Below are 12,796 nucleotides of genomic sequence, written 5' to 3'. Positions count from 1 at the left end.
TGGAATAACGGAAGTGGCACTCATCGACTCCCGGGGTAGCAGGGTCGGCATGTTCTCGAAGATTTGTTGCCCAGTGCTGGAGACCCGTCTGTGGGGGTGGGGAGACCACCGACCGCTGCGTATAAGGAAACGAAAGCGCAGCGGCTGCAGGCGGGAGTCGGAGGGGTTCATAGTACCGATCGAGATCGCGGGACAACATAACCCCGGTCGAGGGAAGGGACCCTACTTTGTTCGTGCAACCGAAGAGCGGAGGATGAGGGGATTGCCATGTCGCTAGTCACCCCGGACACCATCAGGACGCTACAGAGGAAGCTTTACGCCAAGGCCAAGCAAGAACCGGCCTACCGCTTTTACGCGCTCTACGACAAGATCAGCCGGGAAGACATCCTCAGTCACGCCTGGCGGCTTGTCCGGTCGAACCGAGGCAGTCCCGGTATGGATGGGATCAGTTTCGAGGCCATAGAAAACGGCATAGGGGTAGAAACGTTTCTGCGGGAGCTGGCCCGTGATCTGAAAGACAAGACCTACCGCGCCCAGCCGGTAAGGCGCGTCATGATTCCCAAAGCGGATGGCAGTCAGCGCCCGCTCGGGATACCGACGCTCCGCGATCGGGTCGCACAAATGGCGGTGAAACTCATCATCGAACCGATCTTTGAAGCCGACTTCTGTGAGCACTCCTACGGATTCCGGCCCAGGAGGTCGGCCCACGATGCCGTGGATGACATCGCCCACACGTTATGGGCCGGCTACACTCAAGTCATAGACGCCGATCTATCAAAGTACTTCGATAGCATTCCGCATGCCAAGCTACTGGCCGTGGTGGCCGAGCGTGTTGTCGATGGGGGGATTCTGCACCTCATCAAGCAATGGCTCAAAGCCCCGGTCATCGGCGAAGACGACAACGGAGTGAAGAAGACCGTAGGTGGTGGAAAAGCCAATCGCAAAGGCACGCCGCAGGGCGGCGTGATCTCCCCGCTCTTGGCCAACTGCTACCTGCATATTCTCGACCGAATATGGCAACGGCAGCACCTGAAGGGCAAGCTATCCGCACATCTCGTGCGTTACGCGGACGACTTTGTCATCCTGTGCCGAAAAGAGGTAGAGGAACCGCTGAAAGTGGTGCGTCATGTCCTGGACCGTCTGGACCTCAGCCTCAACGAGACGAAGACCCACATCGTGGACGCCACCCAAGCAAGCTTCAACTTCCTGGGTTTCACGATTCAGATGAGTCGAGGGGCCAAGACTGGAAAACCGTACCCGAATGTCCGGCCAGCAGACAAATCGCTGAAGAAGATCAAGGCGAAGCTGACGGCACTGACGGGACGGAATCTGACCCCCATCTGAGTACGGTCACTGATCGCGATGGCGTTTGGTGGTTTTTTGGTCAAGTAGCGTGATGGACGGCAGGTGACCCCCCTCGGGGAACTTGAACAAACGTGCCCTTTGGGGGAGTCTCCGGTTACTAAGCCAAGAGACCATTCAAGTGTGCCACGCCCTAGTGCAATCGCCCCCGTTTTTTCTCCTTTTACTGCGCATTGACGAAGAGTTGGCCGAAGAGGCACGCTCAGGAGGGTGCGCGTGTGGAGGTGTTCTTCACCGCGCCAACTACCCGCGCAAACCACGCGCTTGTCCGAAAGAGGTTCGATCGGCTTACGAGTCGCGCTTCAGCTTCTGCTGCAATCGCTGTCGGCGGCGTACGACGTCAAGATCCGTGCGTTTCCTGGGCCGGCGTGTGTATCTCGGGCTGGCGGTGGTGCTGGGGTCTGCCCGGCATGCCGGGCAGACCCCAGCGGCGGCGCGGCTTTCCGGGATGCTGGACATTCCGGTACGCACCCTGCAACGTTGGCGGGAGTGGTGGCAGAAGCAATTTCCACTGACCCAGCTTTGGCAAGCCAGCTGTGCACGGTTCATGCCCCCGGTAGCGACCGACTTATGCCCTGCCAGTCTGCTCGAACGGTTTGCAGGGTCTGCCGAAGAAGCGCTGATGCGACTCCTGGTCTTTCTGTCCCCGCTGACGGTGAAGCCGATCAACTTGCGTGAGGGCCGGTGATCACCCGCAGAAGATGGCGATAGGCAGATTGGTCGAGGTTTTGTAGCCTTCATTCCCGGTTCTGGCGCCGTCGGCGCCGCCTCACTGGGAAACTCTCTTGAGTTCTTTTATCGATCCACCGAAACGTGATCGCTGGGCGCGCTTGCGCTTCTCGATCATCGGGTCCTTGCTGGCCGCACCACCCGCTGTCGGCGAACTACAGGCCGCGTTGAGCACGCTCGCCGTCAAATCCTGGCGACATCCTATCTCCGGCCTCGAGGTGTGCTTTGGTCTGTCGACGCTGGAGCGCTGGTACTACGCGGCACGACGTTCTGCCGATCCGGTGGCCAGTCTCAGAGACCGGCTGCGCGGCAACATCGGTCGCTTCCCCAGCCTCCTGCCCGCGGCCGTCGAGGGCCTGACGCGCCAGTACCGTGAGCATCCCGGCTGGACAGCGCAACTTCACTTCGACAACCTGCGCGTCGCCTTGGCCAGCAGCGACACGCCGTTGCCGTCCTACCCCACGGTTCGACGCTACCTCAAGGCGCAGGGGATGTTCCGCCAAGCTCGTCCGATACGCGCCACTGACGGCGCGTTATTGGCTCGCGACCGGCTCGACCGGCTGGAGGTCAGGAGTTTCGAGGTCGATCATGTGTCGGCACTCTGGCACCTCGATTTCCATCACGCCAAACGCAAGGTGCTGACGCGCACCGGGATCTGGGTCAAACCCCTGCTGCTCGGGGTTCTTGACGACCGCTCGCGCCTGGCCTGCCACTTGCAGTGGTATCTCGACGAGACGGCCGAGAGCCTCATTCACGGGCTGTCGCAAGCCTTCATGAAGCGCGGATTGCCACGCGCCCTGATGACCGACCACGGCGCCGCCATGCTGGCGGATGAGACCGTTTCCGGCCTGGCTTCCCTGGGGATCGTTCATCAGACGACGCTTCCTTATTCGCCTGATCAGAACGCCAAGCAGGAGTCGTTCTGGGGGCGTGTCGAGGGGCGATTGATGGCCATGCTCGAAGGTGAAGAGTCCCTGACCCTGGAGTCTCTCAATCAGGCGACCCAAGCCTGGGTCGAACAGGAATATCACCGAACGATCCATTCCGAGATCGAGACGACGCCGTTGGAGCGCCATCTTGCCGGACCCAACGTGCGGCGCGATTGCCCGAGTTCCGCGGCACTCTCTGCCGCGTTTCGCGTCGAGGTGACGCGCCGGCAACGCCGCTCCGATGGCACGGTCAGCTTGGCCGGCGAGCGCTTCGAGATTCCGGCACGCTATCGCCATCTCGTTGTGGTGCACCTGCGTTACGCCCGCTGGGATCTGACCCGGGTCGATCTGGTCGATCCTCGGACCGGCGCCGTGCTTTGCCCGATCCAGCCGCTCGACAAGTCCGCCAACGCCGATGGCCAGCGTCGGCGCCTGACCCCGGTGACCCTCGATCTGTCGCCGCTACCGCCTTCGGGCAGGGCCCCCTTGCTCCACCAGTTGCTTGCCGAATACGCCGCCACTGGCCTGCCGCCCGCGTATTTACCTCCCCTCGACAAGGACCCCGCATGAACCAGAAACTCCTCGCTCTATACGGCCTGAAGTGGAATCCTTTCTCCCCAGAATTGCCGATCGAGGCCATCTATGTGCCGCCCAGGATCGAGAACTTCTGCTGGCGGATCGAGCATGCTCAGATCCGGGAAGGGGGCTTCGCGATGATCCATGGCGACCCCGGTACCGGGAAGAGCGTCGTTTTGCGCCTCCTGGCCGAACGTCTCGCGCGCTTGCCCGATGTCACGATTGGCGCGATCAATCATCCGCAGAGCAACCTGGCGGACTTCTATCGCGAAATGGGCGATATCTTTGCTGTACCCTTGCGCCCGCACAACCGCTGGGGTGGCTTCAAGTCCTTGCGTGAGGTCTGGTTTGCCCATCTGGAGACGACCCGTCGGCGAGCCGTGCTGTGGGTCGACGAGGCCCAGGAGATGAGTCCGGCGGCGCTTTGCGAACTCCGTCTTCTGGCCAGCGCACGCTTCGATTCGCAGCCGCTGTTGTGTGTGGTGCTCGCGGGTGACGCACGCCTGATCGAGAAACTGCGGCGTGAGGAACTGATCCCGCTCGGCTCTCGCATCCGAACCCGACTCACCACCGAGCATGCAAGTCGTGAAGAGCTGCTGGCCTGTTTAAACCACCTCCTGGCGGGCGCTGGTCACGCGAGTCTGATGACGCCGATGCTGCAGCAGACGCTGGTTGATCACGCCGCAGGCAATTACCGCATCCTGACCACCCTCGCCGCCGAGCTGCTGGCGGCTGCGGCGCAGCGTGATCTCCCACAACTCGATGAGAAGCTTTACCTGGAAGTCTTTGCCCAACCCGAGAGACCCACGCCGCGCCGTGTCGCGGCAGGTCGCTGATGACCGAAGGAAACTGCTCATGCGAACCGATTCATTCTCCGTTGAAATTGGCCTGCCGCCCCTCTCCGATGAGGCCGCCGTCGAGATGGACGACTTCCTCATCGACTTCCTGGGTCTCTTCGAATCCCACTATGGGGATCAGATTCGCCGTTTCTACCAGGATCGATCCTTCGGCAACCTCGCTGATCTCCGTCCGCGTTCCCGCCTTCCAGACGACGATCCCCCTTTCTGATGAAATTCAGGAAGGTCCGGCGCTGCAATCGCTCTATCCGAACGTTACGGCGTAACGATCCACAGAAAGGTAGGTATGGCCAAGAGCAATGCACAACGACAGGCGGACTATCGAGTACGTCACTTCAAAGATGAAGGCAAAGGTAAGCGCTTGAATCTCGTTCTTGATCTCCACGCCAAGTGTGCCCTGGAGCGCCTGGCATTCTGTTACGGCGTAACGCAACGCGAGATTCTTGACGGTCTTCTTCGTCAGGCAGAGGGCGACGTTGCGGACCGTGCCTCACAGCTTCCCAATGGGCTGAGCGACTACTACGAAAAACACCGACGATTAGCCCAGGAATTCGTTACGCCGTAACGCTAGCGTACTCTCATCCAGTTTGCGCAGACTCGCTGGAGACTGTTGCTTGACAGGGGGGCGAGCCCCGTGAATCGCGGGCGGAAGGGAGTCAAGGGGACCGTGGAATAAATGCCTGCTTCTGGCGTTTATGCCGCGAAAGCCCCTTGATGCCCTGAAGGCCGCCAACACTCAAGGCAGTGGTCGGGGATGTTTCTTCATCCCCGGCGGCTGCCACACGGCGAGTGCGGGGTCTGGGGCAGCGCCCCAGGGTGTGTTCTCGCCCCTCCTTGGCTAACGCGCAGATACGGTAACCTTCCTTCATTCTCGCCAACAGCCGATCGGAATGACGTCCGGGCATCGGAATGGCCAAAAACCGTTACCACCAACCATCACCGTACGTGAACATCGCAACATCAAATCCGCTGACCGCACTCACATCCCCTTGAGAGACATCGTGGGAAGCCTGAACCGCAGCCTGAGAGGCTGGGCAAACTACTTCCACTACCGAAACTCAAGTCTGTCGATGAACAAAGTCAGAAACCATGCGGAAGACCGGTTGCGAACCCATTTGATGAAGCGTCATCAGGTGAAGGATCGAGGAACTGGCTTCCGCCGGCTTCCAAGTGCTCATCTTTACGGGCGCTACAGGCTGTACAAAGTTCCTACGAAGGCGGGCTGGCACTCGGCGCATGCCTTGGCGTGAAGAACATCGGAAAGCCGTGTGCGGGAAAATCGCATGCACGGTTTGATGAGGGAGGGCAGGCGAAAGCCTGTCCTCTACTCTACCCTTTTTGCTCGCGCGCCCCGCGCCCCGCGCCCCGCGCCTCGCCTCTCGCCTCGTAGCCGAGCGCCCATTCTTCCAGTCGTTCAGCCAACATGACTTTCAGCTCCTGTAAGTCGTTGATCTCGGGTAAAAGGATACGGTATTCGCCCTTGCGCATCAATGTCGCCCGGATCCAGACGGCGAACATCCGGCGCAGGCCGGGGCGGCCGACGAGCCACTCGTCGAGTAGGGCGATCAGGTCGCCGATGGCTTCTGTCAGCAACGGAAGTAAATTGATACAGCGCACCGATTGAAAGTTGATACACCGAACGGAGAAGATCGGCGATTTTTTGAGGCGCCGATGATTACGATGGAGGTGTATGTGGAAATCGAAGTATTGAGGAAGCATGGATTGAGTCTGCGCAAGATTGCAGCCGAAGTGGGCTGCGCGGTGAATACCGTGCGCAGCCACTTGGCGCAGGGCAGCCAGCCGCGCTACCAGCGCCAGAAGAAGCAGGCCACCAAGCTCTCGACCCATGAAACGTACCTGCGCGACCGACAGGCTGCAGCGCAGCCGCAGTGGATTCCGGCGACGGTTCTGTTCCGGGAGATTAGCGCCCTGGGCTACACCGGCGGTGTCAGCCAATTGCGGGTCTTCCTGCGCACGATTCGACCGCAGGTCGCTGCTGATCCGGTCGTTCGTTTCGAGACCGCGCCAGGCGAACAACTGCAAATCGACTGGGTCGAGTTTCGCAAAGGCGCTGATCCGCTGTATGCCTTCTGCGCGACCCTTGGATACAGCCGGGCGAGTTACGTCGAATTCGTCACCGACAGGAAAGTCAGTACCCTGATCGACTGCCACCAGCATGCCTTTGAGGCGCTCGGTGGCGTGGCCAGGCGCCTGCTCTACGACCACATGAAGACCGTGGTGCTCGAACGCGACGTCGACGCCCCAGGCGAACACCGCGATCACGCCGGCTTTCTCGACTACGCCAAGCCCTGTGGGTTCGTCATCCAACTGTGTCGCCCCTATCGCGCCCGGACCAAAGGCAAGGTCGAGCGCTTCAACGGGTACCTGCGCCGCTCCTTCTACGTTCCCCTGGTCAGTCGGCTCAAGCAGGCCGGCCACGGGACGCCGTGACCGCCAATGCCGAGGTCCGGCGCTGGCTCAAGGAAGTGGCCAACGTGCGTATCCACGCCAGCACGCACCTGCAGCCTGCACCACGCCTGCAGGAAGAGCAGGCGCATCGGCAAGGCATTCCCCCGCCATGGCGCGGCGACATCGCCGCCGCTCGTCCCCTGGACGCCTCGCAGCCGCTGGTCGAGGCGGGCACTGTCCGTCCGACGGTTGCCGAGAGAATGGCGTTGCCCACGCCGGAGCAGCCTCCGCTCGCCGTCTACGCGCAACTGCTAACCCAACTGCAGACCGTTGCGGAGAGGCGGCCATGAATCTCCAGTACGAACGAATGCTCGCCTTGTGCGACAGCCTGAACCTGCCGTTCGTGGCGCAGAACTACGTCGGCGCCGCCCAGGAAGCCGCCGCGCAGGAAAGCGCCTACAGCGACTTTCTCGAAGCGCTCTTGAAAGCGGAAAGCGCGGGACGCCAGGTGCGCAAGCAAAGCCTGCTGACGCGTCTGGCGGGATTCCCGGCGATCAAGACCCTGGAGGAATTCGATTACGCCTTCGCCGCCGGCGTCAAAAGAAGCCAGATCGACGAACTGGCCGGTCTGGCCTTTGTCGAGCGCAACGAGAATGTCGTGCTGGTCGGCCCCTCCGGGGTGGGCAAGACCCATCTCGCGATCACCCTGGGCTATCGCGCCGCGCAAGCCGGTATCAAGACCCGTTTCACGACCGCCGCCGATCTCTTGCTGACGCTGTCGGCCGCGCACGCACAAAACCAGTTGAAAGCGCTCATGCACCGGGCGATCGCCGCTTACCGCCTGCTGATCATCGACGAAATCGGCTATCTGCCGATGAGCCGCGAGCAGGCCAACCTGTTCTTCCAGGTCATTGCCGCGCGCTACGAGAAGGGCAGCCTGATCGTCACCAGCAACCTGTCGTTCGGCCAATGGGATGCCACCTTTGCCCAGGATGCCACGCTGACGGCGGCCTTGCTGGATCGCTTGCTGCACCACGCGCAGATCGTACCGATCGCCGGGGAAAGCTACCGGCTCAAACGTCAGCGGCAGGCGGGGATGGTTCAGGCCCGGAAGGCGATCGCCGGAGGGTAGGCGCCGCCGCGGTGGTGGGGCCTCCTTCCGGTTGGGCCTACGGCCCGCCCTCCAGGAGGCCCCACCACCGCTATCAAGCAGCATTGGGGGGTATCAGTTTTGAATCGGTGACCAGGGAAAAACTGTGTCAGTTTTCAATCGGTGTTGAGGCTTCCCACTTAAAGCGGGAAGTCATGCTACCGATAGAGTCTGAGGATGAAGGGAGCTGAGGAGATGGGAACTGGTTGCCGCATCTCCTGTATCATCAGTTTTATGACAAAAAAACTCTACGACTCAAGCCATACGGACAACCAGCCGCGTCATTTTTGCCGCACTTACAGACCAGGGAAAACGAAGCCTGCGTGCAGTGGGGGAATTAATTCATCGCCCGAAAAGCAGTGTTCATCGCCACCTGCAAGCGCAAGCCCGTAGGAACCGACATCCTGAATCGGGGTTTTGGGAAACCGAAGAGGGGGAGGCATGGCTGAGATTGCTGGTATTTGCTGTGCTGTACACGTTCGGGCTGCAACATCATGTGGGGGCGGGTGCCTTGTCGGATTTCTTCCAATTGATCCGCCTTCATACCCATGTGGGGGTGTCTCCCAGCGCCTTGCAGACCCAACTCAGCCGGATGGAAGCGCTGTTGCCCCTGTTTCAGCAACAGTGTGAAGCCTCGGTACCGACGCGGACACGCCAAGCGGTGGTGGCCGCGGATGAGACGTTCTTTGGGGAGATTCTGATCTTGGTGCTGATGGATTTGTCCTCGGGCTACCTATTGCTGGAGTCGATTCAGAAGGACCGGGGTTTCGATACCTGGTTTGCCCAGGTGACCCCGCGCCTGGAAGCACTGGGTATCGAAGTCAACCACGCCATCAGTGACCGGGCGAAGGCCCTGATCAAATTAGCGGTCACAGGCTTTGAGTGTACCTCGGGCGCGGATACGTTCCACGAGCAATATGGCCTCAGTCGCTGGTTGTCACCGGCCTTGGGACGTCGAAAAGCCAAGGCGGATCAGTGCTGCGAACTGGCCCAGAAGGCCCTTGATCAGCCGTCGCGCGGAGCCAGTACCGAGGAAAAGGCGGCTTTGGCGGCACAACAGGCCTGTGCCTGGGAAGCCCGCGCGCAAGTGGAACAGGCGCAGCAAGAGTACCAGAAGCAGTTGCTGGGAATCGCCGAGGAAATCCATCCCTTCTCCCTGGAGGAGAATACTCGCACGACGGCGGAGAGCGTAGTGGCAGGACTGGAAACGCGAGCACAGGCCCTGGAAACTCTGGCGGCGCAACAAGGGATCCAGGATACCCGTTCCGCCCTGAAGAAGTTCCGTGCCCAGATCGGCGCCTTATCGAGTCACGTCAGCTTTTGGTGGCTTTGGGTAGAAGAAATCCTGCTGGGCTGGTCTCTGGATGAAGCGACTCGGCAATGGCTGACGAGCAAGCTGTTGCCCGTACTCTATTGGCACTACCAAATGCGGAAAACGCAAAACAGGGTTCACCGGAAACGGTATCAGGAGGCTTGGCAGCGAGCATTAGAGGCCTGGAAAGCAGACCCGTTCCATTCGGGATTCTCCGAGAGTGAGTTGCAGCGCTGGCTAGAATGGGGGGAATGGATGGTGCGACAGTTCCATCGCAGCTCCTCCGCCGTCGAAGGGCGCAATGGCCGCTTGTCCCAGTTGTATCATAACGGGCGAGGTCTGACGAAATGCCGCCTGGCTGCGCTAACGGTTATCCACAACTATGGGGTGAGACGTAGTGACGGCACTATCGCAGCCGAACGTCTGTTTAGCACCTCTTTCCCTGATCTTTTCGATTGGCTGCTCAACCAGATGGGGGAACTTCCCTTACCGAGGAAGTCCCGCCACCGGGTTGTGCATAACCCATTGAAGTTAGAGATTGTCCCGGCTTAAGTGGGAAGCCGGTGTTGCAGATCGCGACCACCCAGGGGCATCTCGCCAGGCTCTACCAGCAATACGCCAAGACCCAACCCCGCTTCAATCGGGACGGCAGCGAGCGGAACAACAGTCGGCACCGGCTACTCGCTGAAGCCATCACCGTGAGCGAAACGCGACTCAAACAACGGCAGTCGGACAAGGCTCAGTTGCCCGAGCGCGTCGATGTCGCGGGACTGTCCGATTACCGCTCCTTCCAGGCCATCGACAACGAAGGGAAAAACCTCTTTGACTTCGTCACCAGTTCGGTATGGAATGCGCGCCGCCAGCTTCTCGATTGGCTTGACGATAGCTATGCCAAGGACAGCGATCGGGTGGACCTGCTCTACGCGATCTTCAACTGTCACGGCTGGGTACGCAGCGACGAGCGCTGGGTGGTCGTGCGCCTGGAGCCAGCAACCGGCGCGTCGTTATGCCCAGGAACAACTATGCCGCAAGCTCACTGGCCTCGGCGCCAGAATCCCCGGCGGTAAATGGCTGCGCATCGAGGTCGGCGACTCTCCCGTATGAGCGGCCCATCGCCTATGCCTTGTCCAAAAATCGAGGGAGGTTTGAGCGGATTCCGGGAGGTCTGTAGTGGGGCGATTTCCCATCAATGGAGCTGACCGTGCTCACCCGTTCCAGTCCACGTTCCAGTCGCTGATCGTTCGCCGCGGCTACAAACGCGCCATCGTCGCTTTGGCTCACAACATGTTGCGCACCCTCTTCTTCATACTCAAGCGGGGCAAATATTACCGGGATTCCGCCACCCACTATGAGCAGCTCTCCGTGCAGCGTAACGCTCCTCGCTGGATCAAGGCGCTGACTCGCTTCGGCTTCATCCCCGCAGCTGCTTGATTCACGCCAACCCATTTGCATGACCCATGGTGAGCAGGCCTTCGTTCGCCTTCCGGGTGGCTTCTTTCACATTAAACGACGACCCAAACCGCTCTCACTATTGACCGAGCCCAGGCCTATCGCTCGCCAGAAAATCCTCGCCCAGCGAGCAGCCAGAATGCGTAACGTAGCGCCATGAGTCTCTGACCCCATTGACTTTCCCAACCACCGACGGCATCAGCCAATCTGCAGCGCCTTCAGGATCGGCAACGGCTTCACGGCAAAGTCGGCGGCCAGGGCGGTCAACTCCGTAAGGTTCGCCTCTGCGGTTTCCAGGGGTTTGCCTTCCTTCAGGAGCATCTGACCTTGGGACGCAAGGATCTCCCAGGCAAGCTGGGCCCATTCGACGGGTTGCTCTTTTCCCCGGTCAATCGCCAGCAGGAAGAGTTGGTGGAACCGGCTAACGCCGATACCGCCTCCGGACACGGGGCTGGCCAAATAGCTGATGTCGTTACTGCCTCTTGCTGTGTCGCACAAGGCCGCGTTGAGTCTTGCGGTGTACGGTTTCGCTCTCGAAATCGCGGCGTCGTCTTGTACGGCGGACAGGCTGCCGGTTCCGGTCAGGAGAACCACCGCCTGCACCAGCTGTGCAAAGGTGATACCCTGCCCGGAGATGGCGTGTTCGATCTGTCCCAGCGTCGTCGGCTGGTGAGTGGCCAGCGCATCAAGGATCGGGGCGTACACCGTCGCCTGCATCTTGGCTTCGCCCAGGCCGGCGGTGAGCGTCAGCGAAACGTCGGCCCGCGGTTGGAGAAGAACGACGCGCTGCGCGCGAAGCGCCTCAGACTGCTCCAACGCATTGAGTTTGCGTGCGCCTTTGACCCAGTAATCGCGGCGAAATTGCTGGTTGACCATGAAGTCGCGCACGCTCTGGCGAAACATCGCGTCGGGAATTTCATGCAGCAAGCCCTGCTGCTCGCCGGTCACGTTGATCGCATCGACATGATCAAGGAAATGAGCCGAGGTCGCAAAGCTGAGCCTGGCCGGTGCGAGCCACCGGGCCATGCTGGAGAACGGCATCGGCAACCAGTCGCGATTGAAGTATTCATGAGCCACATAGTTACGATTCTGGGCTTTGATTCCCTTGAGCCGTTCGACCACCGACGGATTGCTGCGGGCATAGAGTGGGTTGGTAGCGAGGAGCTTTTCGGCGAAAGTGATGGCGCCGTCGATACGGGGAACGACTCCCTGCCCGGCGACGCCCATGACGTCGAAGTGCTCCGTGAGAAGATCGCGCATCGGCACCATGGCCGCCCAGCCGGGCTGGGTGTTGTAACTGATATAGAGCACCCCACCCACCTTCAGCTTGCGGCGAATGAAGTCGACGATCACCGCGCGGTTCTCGTCGGAGATCCAGCTCCAGATGCCGTGCAGACCGATGAAATCGAAGTCGGGCAGTTCGGGCCGGCGGGCGAAGTCGGCGAAGGCATCGTCGAAGAGGTGGGCATTGGCACCGGAAGCGGCGGCAAGTTGCCGGGCGAAGCCGGCCTGGGCGGGGTTGAAGTCGGTGGCGTGCCAGGACACGATGGAAGCAGCGGCATGGATGTTGGTGCTCAGGCCCTGGCCGAAGCCCAGTTCGCAAGCGGCGCCGATTTCGGGAAAGGCCAGTCCCGCATTAAGGAAGGCAAGCTTGATGCGCTGCGGATTGAGTTCGCTATAGTAGCCAAAAGTGTAGCCGATGTCGGCCACGTAGCCGGCAGTCCAATCTGACATGGAGGGATTCCTCGTTCGAGTGTCTTGAAAAAGGCGAGCCGGACTCGCCGTGGGTTCAGTGCACCAGGTTGGCCGGATCGGGGTCGGCCAGGATTCCTTCCCGGGGCAGCAGGGCCAGCAGTTTGCGTGCGTAGGCTGCACGCGCAGTCTGATAAATGGCTATCTGGGTCTGTAGATCGGCGATCTTTTGATCGGTCACCTGCAAGTTGATAAGCTGCGTCCGGGCGTCGGCGGAGAGGGTGTCGGCATCGTAGTCCTTGCCGTCGATAGTGATCGTTGCCATGAAAGC

At 60.6% G+C, this 12,796-nt stretch carries 13 protein-coding genes and 2 pseudogenes; 12 read left to right on the top strand and 3 right to left on the bottom strand.

The window, feature by feature from the left end; translation table 11 throughout:
• The first annotated feature begins 267 nt into the window (after positions 1-267).
• The 7 genes from ltrA (at position 268) to V5B59_RS17100 (ending at position 5,703) form a co-directional block, all read left to right on the top strand.
• The gene (gene ltrA, locus V5B59_RS17130; protein ID WP_332352066.1) at positions 268-1,344 is read left to right on the top strand and encodes a group II intron reverse transcriptase/maturase; all 1,077 of its coding nucleotides are present in this window, start codon (positions 268-270) and stop codon (positions 1,342-1,344) included.
• 367 nt (positions 1,345-1,711) lie between these two features.
• A complete protein-coding gene (locus tag V5B59_RS17125; protein WP_308240219.1) occupies positions 1,712-2,050 on the top strand; it encodes a hypothetical protein in 339 nt (112 codons plus the stop codon).
• Positions 2,051-2,147: 97 nt separating this feature from the next.
• Complete coding sequence (locus tag V5B59_RS17120) at positions 2,148-3,590, top strand: DDE-type integrase/transposase/recombinase (protein ID WP_169072235.1); 1,443 nt, start codon at positions 2,148-2,150, stop codon at positions 3,588-3,590.
• Positions 3,587-4,432: an ExeA family protein gene (locus V5B59_RS17115; protein ID WP_169072236.1), complete on the top strand. Its 846-nt coding sequence runs from the start codon at positions 3,587-3,589 to the stop codon at positions 4,430-4,432. The genes V5B59_RS17120 and V5B59_RS17115 overlap by 4 nt, the downstream gene beginning before the upstream one ends.
• Before the next feature lie 19 nt (positions 4,433-4,451).
• Entirely contained in the window at positions 4,452-4,664 is a 213-nt protein-coding gene (locus V5B59_RS17110; RefSeq protein ID WP_169072237.1) for a hypothetical protein, read from the top strand.
• Between the two features lie 75 nt (positions 4,665-4,739).
• Positions 4,740-5,018: a hypothetical protein gene (locus tag V5B59_RS17105; RefSeq protein ID WP_169072209.1), complete on the top strand. Its 279-nt coding sequence runs from the start codon at positions 4,740-4,742 to the stop codon at positions 5,016-5,018.
• 325 nt (positions 5,019-5,343) lie between these two features.
• Positions 5,344-5,703: a group II intron maturase-specific domain-containing protein gene (locus V5B59_RS17100; RefSeq protein ID WP_332352065.1), complete on the top strand. Its 360-nt coding sequence runs from the start codon at positions 5,344-5,346 to the stop codon at positions 5,701-5,703.
• A gap of 79 nt (positions 5,704-5,782) precedes the next feature.
• Here V5B59_RS17100 and V5B59_RS17095 read toward each other — a convergent pair whose 3' ends face one another.
• Entirely contained in the window at positions 5,783-6,172 is a 390-nt protein-coding gene (locus tag V5B59_RS17095; protein ID WP_332352214.1) for a hypothetical protein, read from the bottom strand.
• Here V5B59_RS17095 and istA point away from each other — a divergent pair.
• The 5 genes and pseudogenes from istA to V5B59_RS17070 all read left to right on the top strand — a co-directional run.
• A pseudogene (gene istA / locus V5B59_RS17090) lies at positions 6,125-7,212 on the top strand (IS21 family transposase). The gene V5B59_RS17095 and the pseudogene istA sit on opposite strands and share 48 nt — an antisense overlap.
• A complete protein-coding gene (gene istB, locus V5B59_RS17085) occupies positions 7,209-7,994 on the top strand; it encodes an IS21-like element helper ATPase IstB (protein WP_332352064.1) in 786 nt (261 codons plus the stop codon). The pseudogene istA and the gene istB overlap by 4 nt, the downstream one beginning before the upstream one ends.
• A 346-nt stretch (positions 7,995-8,340) precedes the next feature.
• Entirely contained in the window at positions 8,341-9,876 is a 1,536-nt protein-coding gene (locus V5B59_RS17080) for a DUF6399 domain-containing protein (protein WP_332351228.1), read from the top strand.
• Positions 9,877-9,890: 14 nt separating this feature from the next.
• Entirely contained in the window at positions 9,891-10,391 is a 501-nt protein-coding gene (locus tag V5B59_RS17075) for a hypothetical protein (RefSeq protein ID WP_169071573.1), read from the top strand.
• Positions 10,392-10,512: 121 nt separating this feature from the next.
• Positions 10,513-10,755, top strand: a pseudogene (locus V5B59_RS17070) (IS110 family transposase); the annotation flags it as partial.
• 216 nt (positions 10,756-10,971) lie between these two features.
• Here the strand turns inward: V5B59_RS17070 and V5B59_RS17065 are convergent.
• Positions 10,972-12,507: a class I SAM-dependent methyltransferase gene (locus tag V5B59_RS17065; RefSeq protein ID WP_169071572.1), complete on the bottom strand. Its 1,536-nt coding sequence runs from the start codon at positions 12,505-12,507 to the stop codon at positions 10,972-10,974.
• Between the two features lie 55 nt (positions 12,508-12,562).
• Complete coding sequence (locus V5B59_RS17060) at positions 12,563-12,790, bottom strand: DUF6447 family protein (protein WP_169071571.1); 228 nt, start codon at positions 12,788-12,790, stop codon at positions 12,563-12,565.
• Between the last annotated feature and the right edge of the window lie 6 nt (positions 12,791-12,796).

Source organism: Candidatus Accumulibacter contiguus (genome assembly GCF_036625285.1).
In the GTDB taxonomy this organism is placed as follows: Bacteria; Pseudomonadota; Gammaproteobacteria; order Burkholderiales; family Rhodocyclaceae; genus Accumulibacter; species Accumulibacter contiguus.
This window is presented reverse-complemented; position numbering and strand designations above follow the sequence as displayed.

What these genes read in the sequence shown, in the direction of transcription:
- V5B59_RS17065 (WP_169071572.1), bottom strand. Translation starts at nt 12,507, where the DNA reads ATGTCAGATTGGACTGCCGGCTACGTGGCCGACATCGGCTACACTTTT.
- V5B59_RS17100 (WP_332352065.1), top strand. Translation starts at nt 5,344, where the DNA reads ATGACGTCCGGGCATCGGAATGGCCAAAAACCGTTACCACCAACCATC.
- V5B59_RS17110 (WP_169072237.1), top strand. Translation starts at nt 4,452, where the DNA reads ATGCGAACCGATTCATTCTCCGTTGAAATTGGCCTGCCGCCCCTCTCC.
- V5B59_RS17105 (WP_169072209.1), top strand. Translation starts at nt 4,740, where the DNA reads ATGGCCAAGAGCAATGCACAACGACAGGCGGACTATCGAGTACGTCAC.
- V5B59_RS17115 (WP_169072236.1), top strand. Translation starts at nt 3,587, where the DNA reads ATGAACCAGAAACTCCTCGCTCTATACGGCCTGAAGTGGAATCCTTTC.
- V5B59_RS17095 (WP_332352214.1), bottom strand. Translation starts at nt 6,172, where the DNA reads ATGCTTCCTCAATACTTCGATTTCCACATACACCTCCATCGTAATCAT.
- istB (WP_332352064.1), top strand. Translation starts at nt 7,209, where the DNA reads ATGAATCTCCAGTACGAACGAATGCTCGCCTTGTGCGACAGCCTGAAC.
- ltrA (WP_332352066.1), top strand. Translation starts at nt 268, where the DNA reads ATGTCGCTAGTCACCCCGGACACCATCAGGACGCTACAGAGGAAGCTT.
- V5B59_RS17060 (WP_169071571.1), bottom strand. Translation starts at nt 12,790, where the DNA reads ATGGCAACGATCACTATCGACGGCAAGGACTACGATGCCGACACCCTC.